This window comes from Geosporobacter ferrireducens (assembly GCF_001750685.1).
Lineage (GTDB): Bacteria > Bacillota > Clostridia > Peptostreptococcales > Thermotaleaceae > Geosporobacter > Geosporobacter ferrireducens.
Genome location: NZ_CP017269.1, coordinates 4,601,754 through 4,615,520, shown reverse-complemented (window position 1 = coordinate 4,615,520; position 13,767 = coordinate 4,601,754). Strand labels below are relative to the sequence as shown.

Annotated in this window: 11 protein-coding genes; 6 read left to right on the top strand and 5 right to left on the bottom strand. The window is 33.7% G+C overall.

Features of this window, described 5'->3' with window-relative positions; all coding sequences use genetic code 11:
* Positions 1-335: 335 nt before the first annotated feature.
* Positions 336-1,487 carry a DNA cytosine methyltransferase gene (locus tag Gferi_RS21625; protein ID WP_069980212.1) on the top strand — a complete coding sequence of 384 codons (1,152 nt, stop codon included), beginning with the start codon at positions 336-338 and terminating at the stop codon, positions 1,485-1,487.
* 215 nt (positions 1,488-1,702) lie between these two features.
* Here Gferi_RS21625 and Gferi_RS21620 read toward each other — a convergent pair whose 3' ends face one another.
* The gene (locus tag Gferi_RS21620; RefSeq protein ID WP_069980210.1) at positions 1,703-4,093 is read right to left on the bottom strand and encodes a hypothetical protein; all 2,391 of its coding nucleotides are present in this window, start codon (positions 4,091-4,093) and stop codon (positions 1,703-1,705) included.
* The gene (locus Gferi_RS21615) at positions 4,077-6,764 is read right to left on the bottom strand and encodes an ATP-binding protein (protein ID WP_069980208.1); all 2,688 of its coding nucleotides are present in this window, start codon (positions 6,762-6,764) and stop codon (positions 4,077-4,079) included. The genes Gferi_RS21620 and Gferi_RS21615 overlap by 17 nt, the downstream gene beginning before the upstream one ends.
* Positions 6,765-7,112: 348 nt before the next feature.
* Between Gferi_RS21615 and Gferi_RS21610 the strand changes: the two genes are divergently transcribed.
* The gene (locus Gferi_RS21610; RefSeq protein WP_069980206.1) at positions 7,113-7,376 is read left to right on the top strand and encodes a hypothetical protein; all 264 of its coding nucleotides are present in this window, start codon (positions 7,113-7,115) and stop codon (positions 7,374-7,376) included.
* A complete protein-coding gene (locus tag Gferi_RS28535) occupies positions 7,345-7,737 on the top strand; it encodes a hypothetical protein (RefSeq protein ID WP_069980204.1) in 393 nt (130 codons plus the stop codon). Before Gferi_RS21610 ends, Gferi_RS28535 begins: the two co-directional genes overlap by 32 nt.
* Positions 7,738-8,015: 278 nt before the next feature.
* Here Gferi_RS28535 and Gferi_RS28315 read toward each other — a convergent pair whose 3' ends face one another.
* The 3 genes from Gferi_RS28315 to Gferi_RS21595 all read right to left on the bottom strand — a co-directional run bounded on the left by Gferi_RS28315 (position 8,016) and on the right by Gferi_RS21595 (position 10,249).
* The gene (locus Gferi_RS28315) at positions 8,016-8,192 is read right to left on the bottom strand and encodes a hypothetical protein (RefSeq protein ID WP_156782459.1); all 177 of its coding nucleotides are present in this window, start codon (positions 8,190-8,192) and stop codon (positions 8,016-8,018) included.
* Positions 8,193-8,271: 79 nt separating this feature from the next.
* Entirely contained in the window at positions 8,272-9,054 is a 783-nt protein-coding gene (locus tag Gferi_RS21600) for a hypothetical protein (RefSeq protein WP_069980202.1), read from the bottom strand.
* Positions 9,055-9,382: 328 nt separating this feature from the next.
* Positions 9,383-10,249 (bottom strand): immunity protein Imm33 domain-containing protein, encoded by an 867-nt coding sequence (locus tag Gferi_RS21595; protein ID WP_236932642.1) that lies wholly within the window; start codon positions 10,247-10,249, stop codon positions 9,383-9,385.
* A 947-nt stretch (positions 10,250-11,196) separates the two neighbouring features.
* Here Gferi_RS21595 and Gferi_RS21590 point away from each other — a divergent pair.
* The 3 genes from Gferi_RS21590 to Gferi_RS21580 all read left to right on the top strand — a co-directional run bounded on the left by Gferi_RS21590 (position 11,197) and on the right by Gferi_RS21580 (position 13,748).
* Positions 11,197-11,556: a BlaI/MecI/CopY family transcriptional regulator gene (locus tag Gferi_RS21590; protein WP_069980199.1), complete on the top strand. Its 360-nt coding sequence runs from the start codon at positions 11,197-11,199 to the stop codon at positions 11,554-11,556.
* A gap of 10 nt (positions 11,557-11,566) precedes the next feature.
* Positions 11,567-13,294 carry a M56 family metallopeptidase gene (locus Gferi_RS21585; RefSeq protein ID WP_069980197.1) on the top strand — a complete coding sequence of 576 codons (1,728 nt, stop codon included), beginning with the start codon at positions 11,567-11,569 and terminating at the stop codon, positions 13,292-13,294.
* A gap of 124 nt (positions 13,295-13,418) precedes the next feature.
* On the top strand, positions 13,419-13,748 hold the full coding sequence (locus Gferi_RS21580) for a hypothetical protein (protein ID WP_069980195.1): 330 nt from the start codon (positions 13,419-13,421) through the stop codon (positions 13,746-13,748).
* The last annotated feature ends 19 nt before the right edge of the window (positions 13,749-13,767 follow it).

Here is a 13,767-nt window from a genome sequence, read left to right as displayed (position 1 = left end):
TAAAATTTTCTACACTCCAGACGTATATCCTTTGTCGCCGTTTGGCTTATTTTGTCGAATTTGGTTTTATTTTTCTACTATCAACAGCAAGTTCATTGTAGAATATTTTAAGTCTGGGATGTACATAAATGCAGTTCTAATTGTCATTAACTATAGCAATAAACTTTAATGAAACAATATACCCGCCTTCTTGTAATTCTATGGGATTATAAGAAAGCCGCGCCAGTTAAAAATATTGCTTTCATACTCAAAATAATTATGATACAATATTTAATTTTACATTGCACATAGAGCCAGATTTTAATATAATTTCTATTGAAAGAAAGGTGGTCAAAATGGAAGATCTACTAAAAAACAAACTAAAATTACTATCATTTTTCTCTGGTGCCGGCTTTCTTGACTTGGGTTTTGAAAAAAGTGGTTACGAAATTTTATATGTGAATGAATATCATAAACCATTTTTGGAGGCATATAAGTATTCACGGGAAAAATTGAAAATACAAGAACCTAAATATGGACATCATCAGGTAGATATATGTGAGATTCTTGATTCAAAATCGAAAGGTATTATAAAAGAATTAATTAAAAAAGAACATAGTAACTCGAATTTTGTCGGCTTCATAGGTGGACCGCCTTGCCCAGACTTCTCCGTAGGCGGAAAAAATAGGGGGCGTCATGGTGATAAGGGTAAACTTTCCGGTACATATATCGATTTAATATGTCGGACATTGCCTGATTTTTTTGTATTTGAAAATGTGAAAGGTTTGTGGAAAACAAAAAAACACCGGGAGTTTTTTGAAGAATTAAAATATAAAGCCCAATCTTACGGTTATGTAACAACAGAACGTTTAATCAGTTCAATTGAATATGGAGTTCCTCAAGATAGAGATAGGATAATTTTTATCGGCTTCAAAAAGAATTTCCTTCTTGAATTAGGAAAGGAACTTACTGAAGAAACTGTAACTATTAAAAATTTCCCTTGGGAGCATGATATTGCTTTTTCAAAAGAAAATATAGCACAGCTGGAATGGCCTGATATAACCCCTTTTTATGAGAATTCTGACTTGCCTTTATTAAATAAAAATATTCCTGTTATTCTAACTGTAAATCATTGGTTTGAAAAAAATGATGTAAATAACCATCAAAATTCTGAAGATTTCTTTCAACCCAAGGCTTTGAAACGGTTTCATTCAATTAGTGAAGGAGATTCATCCCGGAAGTCTTTTAAAAGGTTACATAGATGGCGGTATTCCCCCACAGCTGCATACGGAAACAATGAAGTTCATTTACATCCATACAAGGCAAGACGAATATCTGTAGCTGAAGCTTTGGCAATACAATCATTGCCTCGAGACTTTGTTTTACCTGAAAATATGACACTTACGAACAAATTTAAGACTATCGGAAATGGGGTCCCTTACCTTGCTTCTAAAGCAATTGCTAATACTATTAAACAATACTTACAAGGAAATAACGTAAACTATTGAAAACTATTTGACCTGCTCCAACTTTGCAAATAGCTTGCATTTCGTTAGGCAGGTCAATCTATCACTACGCTTTACTTAAAATGATCGGTAAAAATGATGTAATATAGCAAGTTATATATCAAATTCAACAAGCATCCTATCTTCTAATCAAATCTTAATAAACAAAATGTTCCACATGACTCTACTAAGATTTTCAGCAACTAATTTCATTCGACTTATTTAGTAACAGCCGCAAGAGATTCTTGTTCAATTATAATTTTACCATTATCTAGATGAATTTTTATGTTAAGATCAGGATTATAAATCCCCCTCGATAGAATTTCGTTAATCTTAAATCTTTTCGGTCTATCTTTTTCATCGTAGATATCTGCTTTTTCTTCATTACTTAAATAATACCAATCTATCTTTTTTGAAATAATTGTTTTATTAAGAATCTTTGTAATCTTAATTTCTTCTTCAAATATCCGGTTATTATTATGTATTATTATATAAGGAAAAGTAATTTTCAAACCCGTTATTATATCATTTTCCACTATCTTCTCAATTCTGATATTTGCTAATTTATCTTCATACGGTTTGTTGTTTTCTATAGAAATTATATCTTCACACAACTCAAATGAGATATTAAAGTCGTCTTTTATCTCATCAACTATTTCTCTAATATTAACCAGCATTTGTAATTTGCTGAGTTTTTTATTTTTCTCTCTATCATTTGTTTTTACAATGTAAGCATCTATATCAATTGATTTACTGTACATATTTCCCGGATAGCCGTATTGTAATTTTTTTATTGGAAATTTAATGGTATTGGTTATAGGAATCGTATTAATCCCGGCTCTACTGCGATAATCCCAATAATTTTTTGTAATTAACTCTTTAAACTTACCTCTTAATCTGCATATCCTTTTAAGTGGAAAAATAATTACGCCTTGTTTATCTGTATATTCAAAAACTGAAATATCGTTTGAATAGATTAGATCATAAGGAATACTATTATCTTTAAAATAGTTGCTAATATCAATAGTACTAATTAATACTTCTTGTAATTTATTATAATAAGAATTCCATATCGGCGGTAATAATCTTGAAACTTGCTTATCTAAATCATTAACAATGTTTAGCATACATGTACCATCCGCATTATATGCACAAGTATCTACAACTGCAAAATCTGCACTTACGCGTTGCTTTGTATTTATTTTTAATGATCCAACCTCATCATTATCTAAACTTCGAAAATATTGAAAAACCAGCTCTTGTTGGTCAACTTTTTCATTAATTATATCTTTATTAGCCTCTCCAATAATAAACTCTGCACTTTTTACTTTTCTTGATAGTTTTTTTCCTCTTATGACAGAATCACAATCTTGTCCAACTAATATTAAATATTTTCCTTTAAATTCGGGTGTATCTCCTACATATTGAAAGATATCGCCTGGCGAAGGGGGTAAATGTTGGCTATTAACAGTGTAATCAAATATTTCAAAAGTATTTAGATACTGCATATCTTCTTCTAGGTCAATACTCACTTGCTTGTCCATATCATTTAAAAATTCTTCATTAAGAAAATAAGTTAGACCCACTAAAAAACTAAAATCTACACGGTTATTCTTACTAATCAAGGTTTCTGTTAAAGACTCTTCTTTTACTAGATCAAACCATTTACTCACCGCCTCAAAAGCAGTTATCCCTTCTTCGTGAGCCATATTTGCAATATAATTCATGTTTTTCCGTCTTGCTAATGCTAATTTGAATGCATCATTTATCGACTTAGAATGTATTTCACTTAATTTTTCAAAAAGTGTAACGTATGCACAAAATGCTAGTCCTTCAGTTAATTCATTAATAGTATTTTCGCCTTCTTTGTCTATTTGTATTGTAAAATAGTCATATAACTTTGTCGGTTCTTTTTTTTCTCGATAACTTGTATATAAAACACTAACTATATTACATTTACGTCTTAGATCATAAAGGCAATTTTTGATAAAATCTTCTCCCGATTGCTGTAATCCTAAGCGTTTATCTACAATACAAAGGCAGAATTCTGATTTCTTTGTTACTCTTGTTATTTCTGTCTCAATATTGTCCCATTCATCAATTGGTGCTTCTTTGTAAATTCTCAATGATTTTCTTGGAGTAACTTTCTTAAGTTCTTCAAAAAAGGCACTATAGACACTTAGCTGATTCACTGCTCCATATTTCAAGAAGATGTCTGTTAAAGCAGCCTCCTTTTCATTTATTAAATTAATTTCATCAATAATTTCTTTTGCAAGTTTTTTTAGTTTTATGTACAATTCATGCTTATTTTCCATTTTATCCAAGTATTTGGTTATTTTTCCTGTTTCTACTATTTTTTCTTTTAGGTCAACTTCATGCTCTACAGATTTGAATATTTGCAGGAACTCTTCTAATGAAACGGTAAGTTTAGCATACCCATTATCACTAGTTTCTGACAGCAATGATTTTATATCTTCTTGGTTAACATCCACTAAGTAGCTTAATATTTCCTCAGGATCAGCCAATGGAGTAAAATCATTTTCTACAAATACAACTAGATTAACATTCAAATTTTCAATTAACGATATGAACTTAGTCGTTGTTTTCATCTGCCTCACCTTCATCATTAATATTTTCATCTTCAATTCTATTTTTGCTTTCTAAATAAATGGCAAACATATATCGGTTTCCATATTTATTCTTTTCTTGTAAAAGTTCAATATCTGCTCCAAAAGATCTTAAAAACTGTCTAACGATATATAACCCCATCCCTCTTCCGTTTTTATCTTTACCGGTAACGAGGGCATTAAATAAAATATGTTGATATAAGGGAATGACACCCGTTCCAGAATCACTAAAAATAATTGTATTGGCATCTTTTTTGCTAATTTTTATATAGTCTCCTGTATTTGTCTCATACGTCTTATCATAAATCGCTAATTTTCTTCTCTTTTCAATCCAGTACAATGAATTGTCAATTAAATTGTAGAAAATATGTACTAATGCACCTTTCGGAACTGCCCATTTCATATCAATTGATGAGAAATCAACTGCTATTTTACTCTTTGATAACCTTTTTGACATTCTTAAAGCAAGATTCTCCAGAAATTCATGCACATTTTCTGAAATGAAGTCTTCTATTGTCCCTTTGTAAAGAAATGTTTTTTCTAAAAACTGATAAAAATCCTTCAATTCCAGCATCCTTGAAGTAAGACCTACAAAATTACTATTAAGAGGTTTAAAGTGATCTTTATATATGTCAAATTGATCTGACTCCAGTAAATAGTCTCCTATTAATTTAAAATGTTCTTTATAACTATCAGTACTGTTAGTGTTTAATAGTATTGAATGAAGTTCATGGGTAACCACTTCTGTTATTAACCCGTTTGCCATTAGTTTATAGTTATTATATGTGTCTATTTCAATTATTTTTTTCTCCCTTTCAATTTGTTTTAATAACTCACCTGATTTTGTAACTGTTTCAATTGTTTTATCAATATTCTTATTAAAATTATCAATAGTATTTAAAATAAGCCCAAAAGCATTTTGTACATTATTTATTTTTTCAGGTGTGCTAAGATCAATATTATTTTTCATCTGTATAAAAGCTTCGCTAAAAACTTTTAAACTTTCCTTACTTTCAACAATTACTTTGTTTGTATCATCTATGTTTTCTTTTAAATCATCTGTAGTAACGTTTGGCAACAATTGTTCATTTTTGATTATCTCACGTACAATGTAATATGCAGATTGGCTAAACTGATAGAAAAAGCCATGAAATATAATTTTCAAGAGCTCCTTAAAAGCTACAGAATGATCATTTTGGAATAAATCCAAGCGGGAGCTAATTTCCTTTAGGTATTGCTGGGCTGGGTCATTCACTTTAACATATCCAATAACATTGCCCAGTTCAAATCTAAAAAACTGCTGTCCTTTTGTTCTCGCTTGCTGTAATTGGAGCCAATCACTGTCTTTGTCACCCAGAGTTGCAATACGATATTTTCCCCTATATAATTTAATTCCATTGTGATAATCTAAAAAATTGTCAAATTTCTCAACTTTAAAATCCTTATTAATAATATTGTTTTCTTTTGCTGATTCTAAAGCCATATCAGATAACTTTTTTAACCTTTTAAAAGTAAATACTTTTCCTTCAATTGGAGCTATATCTCTAAGTAATTCTGTGAAATTTGGTATTTTTTCATCAATCTTAGTTTTAAAGCTATCTTCACTTAATACGACGTTTAATGATTCATCAAATTTACGCTTATATTTTCTAAGCAGTTTTGCATAAAAGGCGTGTTCTCTTCTAAAGTCCTTAAAGAGACTTTCACCAACTAATCTACGATGTATTCTTTCAATATACCACGGCTGAATTTTCATGCTTAACATTAAAGTAAATTTATTATCATTTTCTTGCAATTTAAAGGAATATTCGTTTTCAGCTAATTTAATAGCTTCATTATGAAAATCTGATTTCACATCATGATTATCCATTAATAATTTAATCTCAAAATTATCTTTATGCTCTTCAAATGGGGATAATAGAAAACTAATCGCCGATTGCAGACCTTCTTTAAGAAAAATAGTATCTTCTTTTTTTATTATTTCATTGTGGCCTTTTTCAAATAGTTCATTAAAACTTAATTGTTTAAATTTAGGGTTATTATCAATTAGAAAATTGTCAAAATCGACGTTTAAGTCAACAAACCAAAGTCTCGTATATGAATCTTTCTTTTTAGGAAACTCCCATACTTCTATGTCTATCTGTTCAAGATTTTTATAATTGGTAAGAAAATCACTCCAATATACTTTAACTAAAAACGTTACGTTCGAATTTTTACTGGTAGTCTCAATAAATAGTATATTACTTAATCTTTGTGCAGCAAGACGACCAATGCCTTTCTCCCCTAATGGAAGTCTCCTTTCATTAGCTTTCCCGTTACTTTTACTGCTCTTTTGTCTTTTTTTAATATCTGTTCCGATAGTAAAAAAACCTTCTTTTAATTCGTTGGAATCCATTCCACTTCCATCATCTTCAATTAGTATTATTTTTTTATGGTGTGCAACTTGGGATATATGTGAGTATATTTCTTCGTTAGTTGGATTTAATAGTCTATTCTTATCTAAAATGTTACTGTCTGTAAGAAAGTGGATTTTCACACAGTTTGCCCCTGCATCATATGAATTTTTTATTAGTTCTGTAAAAGCAAGCTCATCGCTTGTAATTAGCTGCTTACCTAGTTGCTCCAGAACTCTTGAATTAATTGAGAACTTCATATTATATCCCCCTCGTATAAAAAACCGTAGTTATAGAACACGATACGTATATAAGTGTAGTATTAATATAGACAATTATTGATTGTATTCTACACAAAAAAAGAAAACCCCTTTGTCAAAAAATGAGTTTTTTTGTCGTTTTGTCCTTTTTCTATTCTTTCAATTCAATTTACACTTTTAAAGATCTATTTAATTTTTACGGGAAAACGAGTTTTTCGATCCTTACAAAAGAAAATATATTTTATTCTATATAAAATATTTATGAAGGTAGTAGGCACAGCTCATCAATTTTTCAACATATCTCCATCATCTTCCGAATAACCATTTCATTAAATGGAGGTGATTTGTTTGAAAAAAGTTATTATCCTCATTTCTTCGCAGAAACTTAAAATGGGCGTGATTTTTTGTACGTTTCTTATGCTCTTCATCATACTCGGCATCGTTCTGACTTTTAAAGACTCAAATCATTTTACTGCCTTTACTACTTTGCCTGATGATCATACAGAAGGGTTGAAAGATGAGAATGAAAGATTGAGGGGTGCTTTAGAAAGCGTATTGCCTAATGTGGAAAAGCCTCTATTTGAAAATGATTGTGGCGGTAAGAGCAAATGACATACTTCCTAAAGAAATAGATTCTCAAAATTTTCTATTTCAATTATCCACCCCAACGGAATATGAAATGGACTATCTGTATGGCAGCTATGGTCGGAGTGACTATTTGAAAAAAATAGAGCCCATTTCAGCTTCTGGCTTTGCCCATGTCCAAAATGATCTATCTTCCAATGAATTAGATAAGGAAAATGCATTGTTACGAAGAGAATTGCCTTATTATGTACCCTTGGAAAATGAGATGAGAATCATGGAGGAAGAATGTCCGGATCGTTTATTTGATATGATTTCAAAACAGAAAGATATCCCAAAGGATGTTCAAAAGGAGAAAGTATATAATAGCCCCTTTGTGGAAATTATTTAAACACAAAATTATCTACAAGTTTTTTTCATATCTATATAGTTAACTTCTTCAACTATTATTTTATAATGAACCTTGTATGCTATAGATTCTGTGGTTATTAATCATGACCGTTCTTTTTGGTGTAAAGTTTGAGTGAATATAAGGGAAATCTAACATATCTGGATAGGTTTATAGTTGTTATAACCATGTGAACTACATCGCCATTGAAATGGCGAGCTTCGGATTCTAGGTGAAAGAGCAGTTATTCCACTGATACATCACTGGATTATCCAACCCCACTACTGCCGGATGAATCGGAACATTTTAATCTTTCCAAATGCCCATTTATGCAGCTTTTGATTGCTTACTTTTCCAAGATTGTTATCTTCTCTGATATTTGTAATATCGCCGATGATTACCTTGGTAACTTCCTCTTTTTTGTATGCATAAGGGTTATATAGTTTATCCAAGTCCATCGAAGCCTTTATCTATCAGCCTTTCAGCCTCACAATGCCTCATCATATAAGGCTCATACAATTTAACAATACATTTTGCTTATAAACCACCAAAAATATATGGCAAACAAAATTGAATTAAAGGAGCAATAGTTAATGCAACTATCAAAGAAAGAAGCAATTGTATTTTGTCCCTGTATAACAATACTGTTGCAATGACTAAACAAAGTACTTCTGCAAAATAAGAAACATCTATATACCACACTCCAAAAGAAAATGCTTGTGTAAAAAAGAACCCAATGATTATTCCCGATAACGTAACTGCTAACCAACCATGTCCTTTTGCATACCAAGTTAAGAAAGCAAATATGGGTGTGAATAATGTTATTATCGACCATGCAATCATATATGTTTTAGGGAAAAAGCCTGATACTGTTATTGTAATTGTATAATAGCCCATAAGCATTCCAATAAAAAAACCAAAAACATTCACGCTTGCCCTAAATGGACGTTTACTGAAAACTGCAATACCAACTGCAAACAAAGCCCAAATGGAAAGCCTTGAAAAAATATTTGCTAAATCAACTATACCAAGTATCCTTTGCCACAAAATATCATTATTCAATGACATATTGTCCAATAGTTTTGATAACACACCAAACAAAATTCCCAATATACTAATTAAAATAGTGTTTATTATTTCAGATTTCAAAATTTTTTCAGAAGTGATTGACCGACACTTAGACAAAAGCTCTTTCACAGAGCATCCCCCCCTATTATATAAATAATCCCATTTCAATCTTTTACTAAACAATTTAAACTTATCGGCAAAACAAAACAACGTTCGAAACACTATTTCTAGTTTACCAGTAATGGTATCCAATACAAATACCTCCCACCATTCACCATTTCCAATAATAGGACATTTTTCATATTGGAAAAGTTCAGCCTAAAGGCGTTTTTCTTTTCTCCATTTGAAAGAAAGGATCATTTCACAAATTTGATTTTTTATCTGCATATAGACCGGAACATCGCTGCTCCTGTTTATTTGAATGTTCAACCTAAACGGCATAGAAAAAGACACTCAAATCGGAGTGCCTTGCTGAAGTTATTTTTATTCTGAAATTTTTCTTGACATTCGTTAGCTGGTCTTTTTCATAATTGAAAGGGTAATGACCGCATAATAACCATAATAGGAAGTAAGCAGAAACTTAAAATTCCTGAACCCATCTATTATTAATTTTGCCAAAACGGCATCCATAACCCGCATAAAAATATGCAAGAATTGTCGGGTCAATGATGCATGCATCATTAAAGCTGCAAATGCAATTATTATCTGCTTGATTGACATATTCATCAGATTCATCCCCAACAAAAAAACGCCAACCGCAGTCCGGAAAATTTTTAGAAGGTTCTTCCCTGTACATATAACCGATTTGATCTCTTTCAAGCGCGGCTTTAGTAATGATGCACCCCGGATTGCTTCCAAGAAGATCGACCCACTCTCGGTTCTGTGGCACATACCACTGGGATCTCTGCCATGCACCACCTTCCATGAATAAATGCTGAACAAGATTGAAATTTATCTGAAAGAAATTATCTAGATCAGGTTCACCAAGATACATAAAATAAACAGCACCGCACAGACAACTCACAGCATATTCCTGATAAGAATGATAAAACACCTGTGCTAGCCGCACCCAAGGGTCTGTTAACTGCCAAAATTCTTTATCAGACAGAATGCCACATGCAACGGCCTTCCGGCATAGCCCAATCTTTTCATTGATATCCCATGCATAATATCCTTTTTCATTTAGAATAGGATAAAACTGTTCCGAAACTTTTTTGCATTCCTCAAACCTTTTTCTTCCTTCTGATGTTAATTCCTCTATATCAAACAACGGAGCTTTAACCCAAAAGGTCATAAACTGCTCATATTGTTTGTGCACAGAATATTCTCTTTCGCAAAATTCCAATAACGATTCGGTATTCTGAATGCCATACACCTTCCATAAATGTTCGCGTACCATCTCCTCATCTTTTTTGCTCTCACAGTGATACAGTGTTTCATATCCCATATGTACCGGAATTCCCGGTGCTTTCCTACATGTAGAGATACCGCTTAACAGTAGAGTGAATTCCTCTCTGTTTACTTTCTTTGCCTCCCTATTCTCAGAGAGTTTATTTAGTTCTCTTTGATATAAGGAAATTTTTTTTGCTATGTTTTTTACAGTATTCATTTTTCGTTTTCTCCTATTTAACTATTTGACTACATCCCGGACGTGACGTGGGGACGGGGTTATCGTCACACTACACTCTCTGAATTATCCCCCTTCCAATTTCTATTAATCTCTCAATCTGTCTGATTGATAAATCGCCTCCATCTTTCAGGTCTTTTATGCAGGAATTTCCTTTTTATGTACGTCAAATCTTCGTATATCTATGGTATGGTCAACTCTACAATGATATTATAATCATAATTCAAAGAAGCCTAGTTGTTGAGGACTACTTTGATATATTATATAAGAATATTATATAACAAACTTAGCTTTCTAAAAGTAAAATCTTATTTCTTTCCAAATCAAAGAATAGTAGTTCTTTCCCCCTATACCGCTATTGTTGGCAATTCTAAACTAACACCTTTTCCTTTCAGTTTAACATATGTTTTATCAAGATCATCACAAGAGAATACAAAATTGACTTTTCCTCGCTTGACTTCCCCATTTATTTTCATTCCTTTCTGTTAATTAAGTCAAGCTGGGACGGTCTGCTTTCCTTAACTTTGGTTTAGTATATTTGCTTATTAAGTATTGAATTTATATGATATCAGACATTCCTTACTCTTATCTTTGCCTAATAGCGGCAAGCAAGATCCGTCCCCGTTTTCCTTCATCTGTCGGTAAACTTTGAGTATAATTTTTTACTGGCATAGAAAAAACTATTGACAATCTTATTCTACCGGAGTAGAATAAGATTGCATGCATTCTACTAGAGTAGACTACAAAACAAAACGAGGGGTGAGAAAATGAAAATTAAGCTGTTCGATGCAGAGATAAAGATTATGGATGTTCTCTGGAAAAATGGCGATACCACCGCTAAACGAATTGCAGAAATCTTAAAAGAACAGGTTGGATGGAGCAAGACTACCACCTACACGCTTATCAAAAGGTGTATTGACAAGGGTGCAATTGAGCGGATTGAGCCGAATTTTGTATGTCATCCGCTTGTGACCGTTGAACAGGCAAGGGAATTAGAAACCACGGAGCTTATCAACAAAATGTATGACGGCGCTGCCGATCAGCTTGTGGCTTCGATTCTGGGATGGAAAAGTTTATCGTCCGAAGAAATCAAAAGGCTGAAAAAGCTTGTCATCAACTTGGAATGAGGGGATGACTATGGAGATATTAAACATGAGTCTTTCAGCTGCTGTGCTCATTCTAACGATTGTGATAATCCGTAGGCTTGCACTTCACAGGCTGCCGAAAAAGACCTTCCTTGCACTTTGGGCCGTAGCCTTGTACCGCCTGTTGATTCCCTTTTCTGTTTCATCACGGTTCAGTATCTATACGTTGGCAGACATGCTTAAAAATAGGTTTTGGACAGCAAACAAGCCCTCTATAGATACGGTTACCCCTAATACCCGAATAATCACCGAAAAGCTTACACCCATATTGGCAGAAGTAACCCCCGTAAGCATATCACCTGTCATGGTAATGTGGTTGATCGGGCTGTCAATTTGCGCCTTGTTTTTCCTTGTAACGCATCTTCGCTGTCGCAGGGAATACAAAACCGCATTGCCGATTTCTAACGAGTTTGTGAAGGGTTGGCAGCAGGATCATCCGATAAGGCGAAGGGTGGAAATCCGGCAGTCAGATAAGATAGTCGTTCCGCTGACCTATGGAGTATTCCTGCCCGTAATACTCCTGCCCAAGACAACGGACTGGACTGATGAAACAAAGCTGCACTATATCCTTACTCATGAATTGGTCCATATCCGGCGTTTTGATACGTTAACAAAGTGGCTGCTTGCCGCTGCCCTGTGCACCCATTGGTTCAATCCCTTTGTATGGGTTATGTATGTGCTGGCAAATCGTGATATAGAACTTTCATGTGACGAATCGGTGGTTCGGATATTTGGGGAAAGGATGAAGTCCGCTTACGCCTTGACCCTTATCGGGCTGGAGGAAAAGAAAAGCCAACTTAACCCTCTTGCGAGCAATTTCAACAAAAACGCTATTGAAGAAAGGATTGTGTCAATTATGAAGATGAAAAAAAACTCTCTTATGGGAATATTTCTTGCTTTTACTTTGGTCATTGGTATGACAACTATATTCGCTACAAATGCTGCTTCTGCAGTTGATAAAGAGCAGAAGAACAAAGTATATAACGTTACCATTGCAGAAGAAACAGCATACATAGAAACGCCAGCAAGCAAGGCTGAAGCATTTGCCATCTATGAGCTATATGGACTTACCTACAATAAAAGCACAGACCAGCTATTCTACAATGGAGAATTAGTCAGATGGTTTGAGGATTATTACCCGGTTGGCGAAGGTGGCAGCACAGGGAGAGACTACTTTAATGCGAATGGAACAATAGATGTTCATGGAGTAAGAGACTTATCGCAATTAACCCGTAATCCCGATGGTTCCACTGATCCGAGCGGTAAACTTGTAGGAGTTGAGCCCTACAGTCAAGCAGCGTTTGACGCAAGGGATATTGATCAATTGAAAAATCCGCCTATGTCCGTAACAGCGGTTGAAAATTCTTCTGAGGAGCAGGAAGCGTCACAAGGAAGCACCTCGACGATAGTTTATAGTTCGGAGGGCGGCATGATGACACCGGAAGAACGCGCAAAAATCTACGCCGTTTACGAGCCCTTCGGCCTGATTTATGATAAAAAGCAAGATTGCTTTTACTATAACGGCAAGCTTGTCCGCTCGTTTATCGATATCTTATCATCAAACGGCGAAGCTTTGAGCAGTGGAAAATTCAAGGGTTCTATGCGGCAGATAAACAATCCTGATGGAAAAGGGGAAGTTGATATAAAGGCTGTGCGCGACTATACGAAGCCTAACGCCGGGGGAGAAGGCAAACTGATTGGAGTTGAAGTTGTAAATTAAAAGCCGTTGTTTCAACCACAGGATAGAAACGAATGATTGATAAAGGAATTGCCACAAAATAGCTTGCTTATTTGATGTTATACAATGTAGATTGTAAAATCAACATAAATTAAAGGTGGGAACAGTGGAAAAAAAGAATAATGGTCTTACAAAGGTTTATCATCAAAAGATGCTGCTGGTAGCGGGAATTACTTTTGGCAGTATTGGAGTCTTAGGAAATTTTGTGTTGTGGGCGCTGTCCAAAAAGCTACCGGTTCATATTGCAATCTCTAAAGGTCAATATGTTATCGGCAATATTTTGCGTTATGATTTTTATACTTTCATATCCGAGTATCGCCTTGGAGCAATTTGGGGCATGCTTTTAGTTTTTCTTTTAGTGGGGATTATTTTGCTTGTTATACGGTTTAGGAATATAGTAAAAATCAAAAGAAATTCTCTCGATGAAAATGAGTGAACGTCATACACACTATCAG